The organism is Vagococcus fessus (assembly GCF_003987565.1).
GTDB lineage: Bacteria > Bacillota > Bacilli > Lactobacillales > Vagococcaceae > Vagococcus_D > Vagococcus_D fessus.
The window spans coordinates 300,952-316,812 of sequence record NZ_NGJY01000002.1; the positions used below are offsets into that span (position 1 = coordinate 300,952).

Annotated in this window: 13 protein-coding genes; 6 read left to right on the forward strand and 7 right to left on the reverse strand. The window is 38.4% G+C overall.

The window, feature by feature from the left end; genetic code table 11:
- The first annotated feature begins 46 nt into the window (after nt 1-46).
- From recQ to menC, 5 genes are all read left to right on the forward strand, one after another.
- Complete coding sequence (gene recQ, locus CBF31_RS05805; RefSeq protein WP_126831447.1) at nt 47-1,873, forward strand: DNA helicase RecQ; 1,827 nt, start codon at nt 47-49, stop codon at nt 1,871-1,873.
- A 160-nt stretch (nt 1,874-2,033) separates the two neighbouring features.
- The gene (locus CBF31_RS05810) at nt 2,034-3,389 is read left to right on the forward strand and encodes an isochorismate synthase (protein ID WP_126831448.1); all 1,356 of its coding nucleotides are present in this window, start codon (nt 2,034-2,036) and stop codon (nt 3,387-3,389) included.
- Nucleotides 3,386-5,125: a 2-succinyl-5-enolpyruvyl-6-hydroxy-3-cyclohexene-1-carboxylic-acid synthase gene (gene menD / locus CBF31_RS05815; RefSeq protein ID WP_126831449.1), complete on the forward strand. Its 1,740-nt coding sequence runs from the start codon at nt 3,386-3,388 to the stop codon at nt 5,123-5,125. Before CBF31_RS05810 ends, menD begins: the two co-directional genes overlap by 4 nt.
- Complete coding sequence (menH, locus tag CBF31_RS05820) at nt 5,115-5,948, forward strand: 2-succinyl-6-hydroxy-2,4-cyclohexadiene-1-carboxylate synthase (RefSeq protein WP_126831450.1); 834 nt, start codon at nt 5,115-5,117, stop codon at nt 5,946-5,948. The genes menD and menH overlap by 11 nt, the downstream gene beginning before the upstream one ends.
- The gene (gene menC / locus CBF31_RS05825) at nt 5,935-7,044 is read left to right on the forward strand and encodes an o-succinylbenzoate synthase (protein WP_126831451.1); all 1,110 of its coding nucleotides are present in this window, start codon (nt 5,935-5,937) and stop codon (nt 7,042-7,044) included. Before menH ends, menC begins: the two co-directional genes overlap by 14 nt.
- A 30-nt stretch (nt 7,045-7,074) precedes the next feature.
- Here the strand turns inward: menC and CBF31_RS05830 are convergent, their stop codons facing one another.
- The 7 genes from CBF31_RS05830 to recX all read right to left on the reverse strand — a co-directional run bounded on the left by CBF31_RS05830 (nt 7,075) and on the right by recX (nt 14,300).
- Nucleotides 7,075-8,454, reverse strand: a complete 1,380-nt coding sequence (locus CBF31_RS05830; protein WP_126831452.1) for a hemolysin family protein — start codon at nt 8,452-8,454, stop codon at nt 7,075-7,077.
- A gap of 92 nt (nt 8,455-8,546) precedes the next feature.
- Complete coding sequence (locus CBF31_RS05835) at nt 8,547-9,680, reverse strand: AI-2E family transporter (RefSeq protein ID WP_126831453.1); 1,134 nt, start codon at nt 9,678-9,680, stop codon at nt 8,547-8,549.
- Between the two features lie 173 nt (nt 9,681-9,853).
- Entirely contained in the window at nt 9,854-10,900 is a 1,047-nt protein-coding gene (locus CBF31_RS05840) for a DUF4179 domain-containing protein (RefSeq protein WP_126831454.1), read from the reverse strand.
- On the reverse strand, nt 10,893-11,411 hold the full coding sequence (locus CBF31_RS05845; RefSeq protein ID WP_245977932.1) for an RNA polymerase sigma factor: 519 nt from the start codon (nt 11,409-11,411) through the stop codon (nt 10,893-10,895). The genes CBF31_RS05840 and CBF31_RS05845 overlap by 8 nt, the downstream gene beginning before the upstream one ends.
- Nucleotides 11,412-11,630: 219 nt before the next feature.
- Nucleotides 11,631-12,167: a nucleoside tri-diphosphate phosphatase gene (gene ntdP, locus CBF31_RS05850; RefSeq protein ID WP_126831918.1), complete on the reverse strand. Its 537-nt coding sequence runs from the start codon at nt 12,165-12,167 to the stop codon at nt 11,631-11,633.
- A gap of 155 nt (nt 12,168-12,322) precedes the next feature.
- On the reverse strand, nt 12,323-13,510 hold the full coding sequence (gene mutY, locus CBF31_RS05855; RefSeq protein WP_126831456.1) for an A/G-specific adenine glycosylase: 1,188 nt from the start codon (nt 13,508-13,510) through the stop codon (nt 12,323-12,325).
- Nucleotides 13,497-14,300 (reverse strand): recombination regulator RecX, encoded by an 804-nt coding sequence (gene recX / locus CBF31_RS05860; protein WP_126831457.1) that lies wholly within the window; start codon nt 14,298-14,300, stop codon nt 13,497-13,499. The genes mutY and recX overlap by 14 nt, the downstream gene beginning before the upstream one ends.
- A gap of 176 nt (nt 14,301-14,476) precedes the next feature.
- Between recX and rlmD the strand changes: the two genes are divergently transcribed.
- Nucleotides 14,477-15,853: a 23S rRNA (uracil(1939)-C(5))-methyltransferase RlmD gene (gene rlmD / locus CBF31_RS05865; protein ID WP_415674430.1), complete on the forward strand. Its 1,377-nt coding sequence runs from the start codon at nt 14,477-14,479 to the stop codon at nt 15,851-15,853.
- Nucleotides 15,854-15,861 lie beyond the last annotated feature (8 nt).

Consider the following 15,861-nt stretch of genomic DNA (forward strand, 5'->3'; position numbering starts at 1 on the left):
TATAATAAAAGAATTGAATTTAGTATAGAAATGAGGTTTTTGTGGCATGTCAGAAAATAAATATACCCTACTGAAACACTACTTCGGTTACGATTCCTACCGTGAGGGACAAGAAGGAATTATTGATGCCTTACTTGCTAAACAAGACGTTTTAGCCATTATGCCAACCGGAGCTGGTAAATCAATCTGTTACCAAATCCCTGCATTGTTATTTGATGGGATTACCCTTGTTATCTCCCCTCTTATTTCTCTTATGAAAGATCAAGTAGCCGCGCTTACTCAAGTAGGCATTCCTGCCGCTTATTTAAATAGTTCGCTAACGTCGACACAACAATACCAAGTGCTAGAAAATGCTCGTCTTGGTCAATATAAAATCATGTATGTCGCACCAGAACAATTAACAACTGATCGCTTTTTAAACTTCTCTCGCTCAGTCGATGTTGATTTTATTAGTGTGGATGAAGCTCACTGCGTCTCACAATGGGGACAAGATTTTAGACCAGGTTATCTACAAATCCATGAGTATATCCAACAACTTCCTAAGCGTCCAATAGTTGGGGCTTTTACAGCGACTGCAACCGAAGTCGTGAAGCATGATATTAGCCAACTTTTACAATTACAATCACCTTATGAAGTCACAACAGGCTTTGACCGTAAAAATCTAAGTTTTACTGTGACTAAACCTAAAGATAAATTTGAGTATGTCCGCGTCTTTGTGGATAAACATCATACCGAGAGCGGTGTTATTTATTGCCAGTCTCGAAAAAATGTGGAAGATGTTTGTGACCGTTTAAATGAATTAGATTTTGAAGCCACACGTTACCATGCTGGGTTATCTTCTGATGAACGCAAACGTAATCAAGACCTATTCGTTAACGATGAGAAAAAAATCATGGTGGCGACGAATGCCTTTGGTATGGGGATAGATAAATCAAACGTCACTTATGTTATCCACTACAATATGCCGAAAAATATGGAAAGCTATTACCAAGAAGCAGGTCGTGCTGGTCGAGACGGTTCTGATTCACAGTGTATCTTACTCTATAGTGGCCGGGATGTGGTAACTAATCAGTATTTCATTGATAACAATGCAGACAACGACAAGTTATCCGAAGAAGAACGCGAAGTCTTTAAAAAGCATGAACAAGAACGATTAAAACGGATGAGTTTCTACTGTTTCACACAAGATTGTTTACGTAACTATATTTTGAATTATTTTGGTGAAAAGAGTCCTCATTACTGTGGCAACTGTAGCAATTGTCTAAATAATTTTGAAAAAATAGATGTTACTATCCCAGCTCAAAAAATTATCTCTTGTGTTAAACGCCTCCGTGAAAACTTTGGTGTTAAAGTCGTCATTGATGTCCTTCGTGGCAGCAAGCAAAAACGTATTATTGATTTAAAACTGGACCATTTATCTACATATGGATTGATGAAAGACACATCAGAGAATCAAATCCGACAAATGATTGAGTTCATGTTAGCAGAGGGCTATCTGGAACAAGATGGCGATAAATACCCTGTCTTAAAACTTGGCTTTAGAGCCTATGATTTACTACAACCAGAAGCCTCGCTTAAGATGAACCTTATTAAAGAACAAGACTTACCGAAGAAAAAATCAACACAGGTCAAAGACGACGTGGAAAATCCTGCACTATTTGCAGAGTTGCAAGTATTACGTCGACGTCATGCCGACGAACAACGCGTTCCGGCTTACGTCGTCTTTACAGACGCCTCACTTCGTGAAATGACAAGCCGCTTACCACAAACTGAAGAGGAATTCTTGGCAATTCCTGGTATTGGTGAAGCCAAACTTGAAAAATATGGCGATGATTTCTTAGGTGCTATTAAACAATTTACAGATGAAAACTAAACAGGAACAAGGTGAGTTTTAGCACTTGCCTTGCTTCTGTTTTTTCTGATTTTAAGTGAAGCATTCCAGCCTCACTTTTAGTGTATGGATGGTATACTAATGACGAAACTTGAGTCGGTATTAGCCGAATTCAAAATCTAGATAATGAGGTATTCTTACTATGATGACATTACCAGAACCACTTCTATCTGCCTTAAATAAAGGCAAAACACTTTTTAGTTGGAGCCAAACTCTCCACTCAACTCTAACACCTTGGGATTATTTACAACACTCTCAAAACATTGAGTTGGATACACGTTTCTACTTTCAAACACCGACAAAGGATAATTCAATCGTTGCGTTTGATACACTCCTTGCTTTTACTGGAAAGGAGACGACACCGCGCTCGTTAACCACAAAATTTAATCACTTAAAAACTAAACTCTATACAAATAAAACTGATAGACCTACTCTTTGCGGAGGTTTGCCTTTCAGCCACATTCATACGGAAGAGCCACTTTGGGGTGAACTTGCAGATGGGTATTTATTCTTACCCAAAGTCCTTATTCACACGTCAAAAAAAGGAACGACTGTTGCCTTTAACTTTCAAGCGACTACTGTCGAGGAATTAAATAAAGCTTGGGCTGCTGCTCAAGGGATGCTCTTAGACCTAACTACAATAAAATATAAAACCGACTCTCTTCCTACTACTGTAAAACAGGAAGATGTTAAACCAAACGAATGGGTAGAACTTGTAGACAAAACAATCGACCACTTAAAATCAGATAATCCTTTAGAGAAAATTGTGTTGGCTAGACATCTATCAGTATCAGCTGAAAGAAACTATCCAACCCATTTAATTTTAGAAAATCTAGCCAAACAACAACCCAATACTTACCTTTTTTATCTTGAAAAAGAAGGGACAACCTTCCTTGGGGCTACACCTGAACGATTACTTTCAGCCGATGAGACTACTTTCCAAACCGTAGCAGTAGCAGGTTCTACCCCACGTGGCAAAACTGAAGAAGAAGACTTAGCACTTGGTAATGCGCTGCTTAATGACCCTAAAAACCGTCTTGAACATCAATTGGTTGTTGACCGTCTTTATAAAGAATTACGTCCCCTAACCACTGAGTTTTTAACAAATGATACGGTTAGCTTGCTAAAAAATCGCGACATACAGCACCTGTACTTACCACTAACTGCTAAGCGAAAAGAAAATCTATCGTTTAGCGATGCGATTTATCATCTACATCCTACTCCAGCCCTTGGCGGTGAGCCTAAAGAACTGGCTATGGAATGGATTGCTAATGAAGAATTTATCGGTCGGGGGTTATACGGCGCTCCGATTGGCTGGTTAAATCTAACCCAAGATATCGGAGAATTTGCCGTCGCGATTCGCTCTGGTGTCTTTCGTGATAATGAGGGCTTATTGTATGCAGGGTGCGGTATCATCTCTGCTTCTAATGCCCAATCAGAATTTGAAGAAACAGCTGTAAAATTTCAACCTATGTTAAGAGGAGTGCTAACAAAATGACCACACAACAACGTATTATGACCCATTATTTAAAAGCCTTTATTCAAGGACTTAAAGCATCTGGTATTAGAGAAGTTGTCATTAGTCCTGGTTCTCGTTCAACCCCACTTGCCTTACTTATCCACCGTGATGAGGAGATGACAACCTATATTGATGTTGACGAACGCTCTGCCGGTTTCTTTGCTCTCGGACTATCTCAAGCGCACTCACGCCCAGTTGCCTTAGTCTGTACCTCTGGAAGTGCCGCGTCTAACTACTACCCTGCTATTTGTGAAGCAGAAGCTAGCCATATCCCACTTGTGATTTTAACGACTGACCGCCCAGCAGAATTAAGAGAGGTTGGCGCACCTCAAACGATGAACCAGCAAGAATTATACCGAGGCCATGTCAAACACTTTACAGAATTAGCCTTACCAGAAGATACACCTGACATGCGTCAATACAGCTACTTTCATGCTATGAAAAACGGGTACTTGGCCACTCAAAAACCAGCAGGTCCCGTTCATATCAATATTCCAGTTAGAGAACCCTTACTGCCCGATTTAGAATCTGATTTTGAATTTACTCATACGACAACCATGCTAGAGCACCACTCTACTTTAGACAGTACCGCACTATCGACTGTCCTAACGAAGCTGACAAATAAAAAAGGCGTGATTGTTCTTGGTGAGCAACACTCTAGACAAGACGCTCAACTTTATTTAGAGCTTGCTAAAACTTTAAACTGGCCGATTATCGGAGACCCTTTGACTAACTTGACCTCTACTGGCGGTGAGATCGTACACTTGATGCGTCAGGCTGATAGTTTCTTACCTTATTCAGATGAAACGTTACAACCAGAAATTGTCTTACGTATCGGCAAGCTTCCATTATCAAAAAATGTCGGCATTTGGTTAAAGAGAGTTTCAAAAGAAAACTGCGAAACAATTCTCGTAGATGAACATGGACAATGGCATGATACTTTACATAACAGTCAACTGGTCTTACCTATCTCAGCTAAATGGTTAGCGGAAGCTATTGTAAATGAATCTCCTACGCCAATTTCTAACGGCTGGATAGAAGCATGGACACACTATCAAACTGTCTCCGAAGAGTTGATTAAAACAACGCCACTGCTAACTGAGCTATCAGAAACAGCTGCGAGTTTTACTTTATTCAATACCCTCGATGACCATTCGACCCTTTTCTTAGCTAATAGTAACGCGATTCGTTTTGCTGATCGCTTTGCTTTAAAAAACACTAACGGCTATCAATCCTATGGCAATCGTGGAGTGAATGGCATTGACGGGATTATCTCAACAGCTCTAGGTGTTACGGCAGCTAACCCTGAAAAAGCTAACTTTTTACTAGTAGGTGACCTTACCTTATTCCATGATATGAATGGTTTACAGATGGCTAAAGCCTATAATTTACCGTTAACTATTATCTTATTAAATAACAATGGTGGGGGAGTTTTCTCCTTCTTATCACAACGTCAACTTAAGCCAACTGATTTCGAACCCTTATTCGGAACACCTCTTAATCTTGATTTTGAAACAGTGGCCACTCTATATGGTGCAGAGTATGTTAAACCGACTAACTTAAATGAGTTCCAAGAAGAAGTGACAAAAAGTATGGCACACCCTACTTTTAAATTAATTGAAATCGGCGGCAACCAACCTGAACCCGTGGTATTATACGAAACATTTTTAGAGGACTTGAAACAACACTTAGGAGCACGTCAAAATGACTGTTAATATCCGAGGCTGTCATTACCATTATCAGTGGCTGACTCCCTATGATAAGACTAAACCGACGCTCCTTTGTCTCCATGGTTTTACAGGAACTGGTGCAACCTTTGCCGAAGCCACTCACTATATAACAAGCCATAATAGCCTTGTTATAGATTTACTAGGACACGGGTTAACCGACTATGATTTACCTGTGACTCGTTATACTTTTGAGGAAAGTTGCCAAGACATAGCAGCATTACTTACTCATTTGAACTTAGATACGGTTGACCTGTTGGGCTATTCAATGGGCGGACGCCTTGCCTTATCGTTTGCTCTAAATCACCCTGATCGTGTCAATCGACTGCTATTAGAAAGCAGCTCCCCAGGACTAAAAACAACTGAGGAACGAGAAGCACGTCAAAAAAAGGATAACCAGTTAGCTAATAAAATCGAAGCTGAAGGGATAGTTGCTTTCGTCAACTATTGGGAATCACTTCCTTTATTTGACTCACAACGCTCCCTTGCACCGTCTATCCAACAGACTATTAGAGAGCAGCGCCTTTCTCAACATCCCAAAGGGCTTGCTCAAAGTTTGCGTAGGGCAGGAACGGGGAGTCAATCTAGCAATTGGGCAAACTTATCTTCACTGGATATCCCTACTCTCTATGCTGTTGGGAGTCTTGATGAAAAATTCAAAGGAATTGGCAAAGAGATGACTCAGCTTACTCCTAATATGACCTATATACTAATCGACAAAGCCGGACACTGTCCACATGTCGAACAGCCGGCATTATTTTATAAAGCCGTCACCGATTTTTTAAAGGAGGAACAGGATGAATCTTACTAAAATCGACTGCTACTCTCTTCGTTTACCTTTAAAAAGCCCTTTTAAAACAAGCTACGGTGAACTTGCTGAAAAAGCTTGCGACATCCTAGTTATCACTGATGATCGGGGCAATCAAGGGTATGGAGAATTGACAGCACTTGAAACGCCAGACTATATTGAAGAAACATTATCAGGTGCTCAAACTACTATCAACCAGTTTCTTATTCCTTTACTTGTTTCTCGCAACATAACGCACCCTAAAGAAGTCAGTCAGATTTTCGCTTCGATTAAAGGAAACTATATGGCAAAATCCGCTCTCGAAACAGCCATCTGGGACCTCTATGCCAAACAACAAAACTGCTCCTTTAAAACATTATTTAACGTCAAAAAAGAACAGCTGGAAGTTGGCGTAAGTCTAGGTATCGAACCTGACCTTGCTAAATTAGTTGAAATAGTCAACTATTATCACGAACAAGGCTACACACGAATTAAGCTTAAAATTAAGCCTGGTTATGACAGCGAACCTTTAACTGCTATTCGCCAAGCTTTTCCAGCTTTAATCTTGATGGCAGATGCCAATTCTTCCTATCAGCTAACTCAAAGTGAAGACCTAATTCGACTTGATGACCTTGGACTTGCAATGATTGAACAACCTTTTTCAGACCGTGATTACGTGGGGCATGCTAAGCTACAAGCTCGTATGACAACCCCTATTTGTCTAGATGAAACGATTCGTTCTATCGAAGATTTAGAGACGGCTTACACGTTAGGCAGCTGTCAAAGTGTCAATTTGAAAATCCCTCGTGTAGGCGGCATTACGCCTGCTCTGGATATACTAAACTTTTGTAAGAGCCATGACCTCATGGTTTGGTTGGGTGGCATGTATGAATCTGGTATTGGTCGTGCTTTAAATTTAGCCTTTGCAGCTCAAGATTATTTTACCTTCCCTGGTGACTTATCTGCTTCTGACCGTTATTTTTATGAGGACATTATCACTACTGCTCACGTTATAACAAACGGAAAACTTCCTATTCCTAAGGAGAATGGTTTAGGAGTCGAGCTTTCACAACACGCACTCGAAAAATACGGACATCATAACGTATTATGGACAAAATAAAAAGCAGGACGCTGAATTGCGCCCTGCTTTTTATTCGTCTTCGTCTGATGATTTCTTCTCTTTTAATGAGCCGAAGAATGATTTTTCTTCTTCTTCGTCTGTCTCTTCTTCTACTTCATTAAAAATAACTTTTAATAGAAGTAAACGAGAGCCTTCCATCTCTTCAGAAATTAAGACTGTATTTTCAACTTCATAACTTAGCTTCTGATCTTCATCAGGTATCGTGCCTAAAGCAGTAATCAAGTAGCCTGCCATCGTATCGACATCTTTCATCTCTAAGTTTTTATTAAACTCTTCATTAAATTCGCTAATCAACATTCTACCTTGAACGTAGTAAACATTCTCTTCAATTTGCGAGTATAATTTTTCAACTTCATCTGATTCGTCTTCGATTTCACCTACGATTTCTTCTAATAAATCTTCTAACGTCACAATTCCAACCATACCACCATACTCATCAAGTAAGATTGCCATAGCGTTTTGCGTGCGTTTTAATTCATACAACAAGTCATCAGTAAAAATCGTTTCTGGAACGAATAACGGCTCTTGTAAAATTGAAAGTAAATCTATATTGTCAAAGCCTTTTTGATGGGCTTCTTTTAATAAGCGTTTCAGATGTAAGACACCGATTACCCGGTCTTTGTCATCATCATATACTGGTATTCTTGAAAAACTGTTATTTAAAATCAACTCCAAATTTTCTGCCATCGGATCATTTAAGTCAATCATAAATGAGTCTGTTCTCGGTACCATCACTTCACGAGCAACTGTCGTGTCTAGTGAAAATACACCCTGAACCATCTCCAATTCTTCTGATTCAAGTACGCCTTCTTTTTCAAGCATATAACGCATCTCATCACGGGTCATTTTGTTATCCGTATCATCAAATTTCATCGGTGTTAAACGACTTAGTAAGTCAGTTGAAGCAGATAATAACCACACAAACGGTTTAGCAATAACTCCTATCGCTTGAATAGGTCCAATCGCAAAACGTGCTACTTCTTCTGATTTGTTTAATGCAATACGTTTTGGATATAACTCCCCAAACACAATCGAAATGTAAGTTAATAACACTAAAATAATCACTTTCGATAATTGCATTGCCCACGTTGCGTCTCCAAAAACAGGGGCTAAACGTTTGGCAAAAGAATCTGCTAGAGATGCTCCGGCTAAAATATTAACCAAGGTAATTCCTACTTGAATTGTAGATAAAAAGTGACTTGAATTGCCTAATAACTTAAACAATTTTTTCGCTTTTCGATCCCCTTGTTCTGCTTTTTGCTCTACACGATTTTTGTTAAGTGATACTACTGCAATTTCTGCGGCTGCAAAAAAGGCATTTAACAATGTTAATACGACTAAAATTACTATCTGTCCTATTAACGACTGACTCTCTGGGTCAGCATTCATACGCTATTCTCTCCTTATAGATACCTTTTAAGGCATCCCGTTTTATAGTTAATACGATAAAATCGTATCATAATTACGTCATTTTGACAATATTACTCCCTGTCACTTAGCGTGATATCAAGGCTTGCTTGGATTTTATTCTTTTTATTAAGCTGTACAATATCAAAAATATGAATAAAGACGGTCTTACACACAGCATAAAATGGTACACCTAAAATCATACCTAGTAAGCCAGCTAAATTACCTGCTACTAATAAAATTAAAATAATAGTTAGTGGATGGATATTCAGACTCTTACCGATAACAAGTGGGTAAATAATATTTCCATCGATTTGTTGAACAATTAAAACAACAATACAAGCGAAAATGGCTTTCATTGGTGAATCAAACACCGTCACCATAACAGCTGGCGCCAGACCGATGTATGGTCCTAAGTAAGGAATCATGTTTGTCGCACCAGCAATACAGCCGAATAAGAAGGCATATTGGACACCGATTAGTTGATAGCCGATAAAGGTTGACACTCCTACAAATAAACATTCTAACGCTTGACCACTAATATAAGATGAAATCGTATTACTCATTTTATGAAGTAATTTAATAATCTCATCTTTGTGGTTAGCTGGTAAATAACGTTCTATAGACGGGACAAAACGGTCGCCATCTTTTAACATATAAAATAGAATGAACGGAACCGTTACAATCAACATCGTTGTACTCGCAATCGACGATACGATTGAACCCACACTATTTGATAAACCATTCACCACATTTTTGATAATATCACCAAATGATAGATCAAGCTTATCAACATATTCCTGATAATCAAACGTTTTAAAGAATGGGTGCTCTAGAGCGCCTTTCGCCCAAGTTTCCATACTCTTCACAAAATCAGGTAAATTATTCGCTAATTGTGCGACCTGTTTCGCTAAGTTCGGAATTACAGTTCCAATTAATAAGGCAATAATCCCGACAAGTAACAGCATAACAAGCGCTACTGCTGTATTTTTCTTTAACTTTGCTTTGTTTCTAAGAATCTCAACTAATGGATTCAACATGTAATACAAAAAGCCACCGATTAGAATTGGGGCAAATAATGTTGAAAAGAACGTCGCAATGGGTTTAAACATAAAATTAATTTGCGACGATACCATAATAAGCGTTGCAATAACAAGTAACTCAACTGACCAAAATAATAATTTTGAGTTTTTAAATCTATTCATCACTTTATTTTTCCTCCTACTTACTTTATAAGGTTATATACTCTTGATTATACCTTGAAATGTTATTTTATAATACTCCAAACAATCAAAGATAAAAATTATAGTAGATAGAAAATGACAATAAAAATAGCCTCTGCAAAATTAAATTTTAGCAGAGGCTATTTTACTATAAATTCCTACTTCTTAATAAACTCAATCGGCTCATGCCCATCTAAATCTAAAACAAATCGATCATAAGTATCATAGCCACCAAAATCAAAAAGAAGTTGAGGATAAGACGTATCCGTTTCATAAGCTAGACTAGTAGCACTTTCAAAAGGAATCACCTTTTTAGTATCCCCTCTATAGCCTGTTAATACAGGATTACTGCCACCTGCTTCATTATTATTAAATGTAATACCACTCGTTTCCCAATCCTTAGTATCAAATGAAATCATAATTTTTGTTGGTGTAATTAAAAACTTATAGATAGGTAAGGTTTGTTTTTCACTAGGGGTATATTCCAAAGACTCAAATCTTTTGAGTTTAGTTGTATCTAGTGGTAATAGCCACTTGCCCTCAACGGACTCTCCTTTTAATTGATTAAGACCCACTTTAAGAGTTTTCTTTTGACCCTCATATATCCCACCAATGCGATAAACCTCTAACTTGGCTTCAGATAACTTTTCTACGAGATCATCTTTTTTATTGCTATTATCCAAGATATAAAAGAAATCTAATACTTTCGACTCTCTATCTAAATATGACAATTTCTTACCTGATAGATACTCTGAAATATCCTGCCCTTTTTTATCCTTTATAACAAGGCTTATTTTCGGCGTCTCCAACCCTTCTTTCAACAACGGTGTATCATTAGGAAGTGTCGCTTTCAAATGAATTCCCGTCTCGTTATTATCTGCATAAAAATCTGCTAACTCTAGTTTAATACCTTGGTCTTGAGCTACTGCATGTTGAGGCAGTATAAAGCCTTCCTTCTTCAAAGTTAACGATTCAAACTTATCAAACCCCAAATACTTCCCTACCGCCAATCCGATCGGCGTACCTACTACAATAAAACTCAGAATCACAATCATACTCATCTTAAGACCACGTGACGGAAGCCACTTATTAGGAGAGGGAGTCTTATGGCTCTCTTGTTCACGAATCAGTTGATAGCTTTTATCAAATGATTTTCTGGCTTGGGAAGAAACTTGCTTGTTGTTTTTGATATGTTTTTTAGTCATGTCTTAATTCCTCCTTTAATTTTTTATCCTTTAACTGTTGGCGTCCTCTAGAAAGTCTTGATTTTATCGTGCCTATCGGTTCATCCAATATCTTACTAATTTCTTTTATAGAAAAGCCTTGATAATAATAAAGCATTAACACAATACTATGTGGCTCATCTAAATTAATAAGTAAATCATCTAAGAATAATTTATTCGACTCCTTTTCGTTCACCTCAATCGTGACATTGTCTAACTCATAAAAAAATTGACGGTTCCTCACTACCTTTTGACATTGATTAATAAGTATTTTACAGAGCCATGTATTGAAATAGCGATCATCTTTAACTTGTTTAATTTTCTCAAAGGCTATCATAATCGTTTCCTGTAACACATCAGCAACATCTTCTTCATTCCTCAAAAAACGATAGGCCGTATTATATAAAACACCTTCATAGTCTTGTATTAACTTAATAAAAGCCTCATGATTTCCTCGCTTTGCTTGTCTAACTAATAACAGTTTCTTAATCAAGAATACTAACCTCCTTCCTTCTGGCCTTACATCTATTAGAGTGACAATCATAACAAAAGGTTGCATCCACTTACATAAACTAAAAAGACCTCAACTATTAGACAAAGTGACTAGTAGTTTGAGGTCTTATAAGACATGTTTCATTCGACATTATTTTCATCCACACCAAACAAAAAAACTTCCCAACAATGTGGAAAGTTTTTTGTTTGGTTGATCAGGCTACTGCTTGCGCGACAATTGCTTGTAACGTTCGTACCATAACTCAACATACTCTGGTGAAAAAGGACCTTTGCCTTCGTTTATCCACTCAACTAAAATTTTAACATTTTCTTTTAAAATGAAGTCAATTTCAGGTGGATAATCCATTTGACGTCGATGATCTTCATACTCATCCACATCTAACAGTCTTTTTTCCCCATCTGGGAACACTTTAATATCGAGATCATAGTCAATGTATTTAAGAGCTTCCTCATCTAACAGATAAGGAGACGCTAAATTACAATAATATGATACACCTTTTTCTCTGATCATCGCGATAATATTAAACCAATATTTCGTGTGAAAATAAACAATAGCGGGTTCTCTAGTCACCCATCTTCGTCCATCAGATTCTGTTACTAAGGTATGATCATTGACCCCAATTACCGAGTGTTCACTCGTTTTTAAGACCATGGTATCTCGCCAGGTTCTGTGCAAATTGCCATCATGCTTGTAGCTCTGAATGGTTATAAATTCCCCTTCTTTAGGAACACGCATAAGAACCCTACTTTCTATGAAATGAATCGCCATTTCTTTCAAGGGTGTCTTGGACACCGGCATCGTTAATATTATAGCACAGATTTTCCTAAAGATAGTTATTTTTATCCATAAAGTTCTAGAAAATACTCAAACACGTTGCTTGTACACACTTACTACAAATAGCCAGTCCCACTTAGAAGCTCTACCATTTTTTGTTGTGGTTTCGGGAAGGGATACTCAGAAAACTGGTCAGCCGGCACCCATTTTTGTCTATCAGTTAAGCTATAATCAGCTCTTTCAACTTGCCCATACCCTATAGAAATGTGCCACTTCAAATGACTAAAGATGTGCGTCACTTCGCCTACTGGCTTCGTTTGCCACACAGTCGGGCACGTTTCTTGTTCTTTTAACACACTAATATAAGAGGGGCTATCTTCGGCTATCAATTCAAGTTGCCTAGACTCTTTAGTAGCCTCTACGTTCAACTTATCGTATGCTTCTTTGGTCACTTCTACTAAAGGGAATGTCCATAGATTGGCTAACAATCCCGTCTCGGGACGTTGTTCTAACACATACTCCCCACTGTTATTTTTAATAACATGTGCCACATAGTAAACTGGTTTACTTTTAACCTTTTTGCTCTTCACAGGGAAATTAAGCATCGTCCCTTTTTCATAACTTTGACAATAGGCTGACAGCGGACAACTCTCACAAGTAGGTGTTTTAGGCATACACACCGTCGCACCTAAATCCATAATTGCTTGGTTAAAACTACTTGGGTCTTGGTGAGGCATCACTTGTCTTACCACATGGTCAAATACTTTACGAGAACTTGGTTTTGCGATATCAGCATCTAATTCAAACAAACGGCTAAAGACACGCATCACATTCCCATCAATGGCAGGTTCTGGTAGTCCAAAGGCAATACTACTTATCGCCCCTGCTGTGTAAGGCCCAATCCCTTTAAGTTCACTTATTTCTTCTATTGTATTCGGCATTTTTCCATCATAATCCGCTACAAGTTGTTGGGCTGCTTTTTGCATATTGCGGACACGTGAATAGTACCCTAGCCCTTCCCAGGCTTTGAGTAATTTTTCTTCTTCCGCTTCGGCAAGGTCAGCAATAGTTGGAAACCACTCCATAAAACGATAAAAATAAGGAATAACCGTCACCACTTGGGTTTGCTGTAACATAATTTCTGACACCCACACACGGTAAGGGTCACTATTTTCACGCCAAGGTAAATCACGACGTGTTCTTTCATACCACTCTAAAAACTCCATTTGAAAAGCGGTTATTTTGTCTTCGCCCCATAATGCTGTCACATCAGGGAAAAGGGACTCTACTTTACTCGTCTTCATCTTCCATCTCTTTCTGGGCAATATACTCGTTAATCGCATCAAAGCTAAAGCCTTTTTGAAACAAGGACTGCGTTACTTTTTGTTTGCGTTTTTTAGCATCAAAGCGTTGGTTTTTACGCCATAATTTATCACCTTGTATTACCAATATATCTGCCTCAACTTCTTCATCTTTTTCTAACTCTAAGGCCGCCAGTGCTTCGGTAATACAATCACCTGAAAAACCTTTGGTCATTAAGTACTGACGTATTTTTTGATTTTTCTCACTAAAACTATGAGCTTTATATTTTCTAGCTGCTTTCGTAGCCACGGCTACTGCCACATCTAACTGACCGTCAAAGGTATAGAGTTCCATCGCTTGTTCGATGGTCATCTCTGGAATACCACGTTGTTTTAATTTATCACGAAGGACACGAGGCCCTTTATCCGACAACCGCATTTGCGTTCTGACATAACTCTCGGCATAAACCAAGTCATCTACTAAATTTAAACCTTCTAGTCGTTTAATAATCTCATCGGAACTTGCACCATCAATCTCTTGTTTTTTCAAGTAATCACGTATCTCCTTTTTAGAACGCAATTGATAACTCAAATAGTTAAGAGCTTGCTGATACCCATAGTCCAGTTGGGTTTGCTTTTTGACTGTTTGAATATCTTCATCAGATAACTCTGTGCCTTTTAGCAGACGATACCGAACTAAAATATCTTCTGAAACAAAAAAATGGCGTCCTGAAGTCAGTGTCACTTTATAATAATTCACTTTTTCTTTTGCAATACTTTCTACTACTTCCATTTCTGTTCCTCTTTTCTGATTACTTTTTCCTTCATTACTATACCATAATTTCACTCGTTTCGTTAACGCTTCGCCTAATCAGATACCCGTGACATCTAGGATTTCGCCTAGGTTTATGCTACACTTAACAAGCAAAACTGAAACCAGTTCAGTTAATGGAGACTAAAGGAGTCATTATGGAAATCAAACATAACCTAATCAAAGATCAAACAATAACACTACCTATCAAACGCCTAGGAATAAACGGCGAGGGAATTGGCTACTATAAAAAAACAATCGTTTTCGTCCCTGGTGCCTTACCTAACGAAACTGTTACGGCTAAAATAACAACAGTTGCCCCTCGTTTCGTTGAAGCTCGCTTAATGAAATTAAATATACGCGCAAAAGACCGCGTCACACCAGATTGTCATTTATATGAAGAATGTGGCGGTTGTCAACTCCAACACTTAGCTTACTCATCACAATTAAACTTTAAAAAAGATGTAGTCAAACAAGCCTTAGCGAAATTCAAGCCTGCTGGTTACCAACAGTACGACTTAAAAGAAACAATTGGCATGGAGAACCCTTGGCATTACCGTAACAAATTACAATTCCAAGTTCGTCTCAACCAACATGACGAAGTGATTTCAGGTCTTTACCAACCAGACAGTCATTACCTTGTGGATATTGACGACTGCCTAGTGCAACAACCCGCGACAATGAAAGTCCTAAATGCTGTGGTTGCTCTTATCGAAAAGCATAACCTTCCTATATACAATGAAGCGAAAAATAGTGGCATTGTTAAAACTGTTATGGTTCGTGTGGGGATTGCTACTGGCGAAGTGCAAGTTGTCTTTGTAACGAACAGTCCTAAATTACCTAAGAAGCAAGCGTTGATTTCAGATATCCAAGAAGAATTACCTGAAGTAGTATCTATCATGCAAAACATTCAAAGTAAAAAAACATCGCTTGTGATGGGGGACGAAACCGTTCATCTATGGGGTAAAGAAAGTATCGAAGAACATTTAGAAGATTTAGTCTTTGACTTATCCCCTCGTGCGTTCTTCCAATTAAACCCAGAACAAACAGCTGTTTTATACGAAGAAGCGCGTAAGGCATTAGATGCTAAAGAGACTGATACAATTGTCGATGCTTACTGTGGTGTCGGTACAATCGGACTAAGCCTAGCGAAACATGTTAAAGAAGTTCGCGGGATGGATACAATTCCTGCTGCTATTGAGGATGCCAACCGCAATGCTAAACGCTTAGGTATTACAAACAGTCATTACGAAGTCGGGACTGCTGAAGAATTACTCCCTAAATGGTTAGCTGATGGCTTTAAACCAAACGGGATTGTGGTCGATCCACCTCGTACTGGCTTAGATGACACCTTAATCAAAGCCTTAATTGATTACCCAACTGAGACATTAGTCTACGTGTCATGTAACCCTTCAACTCTAGCTCGTGACTTAGTACAGCTAAGTCATACTTACCATGTTGATTACTTACAATCAGTTGACATGTTCCCACAAACAGCTCGTGCTGAAGTGGTTGTTAAATTAACCTTAAAATAAACTAAAAG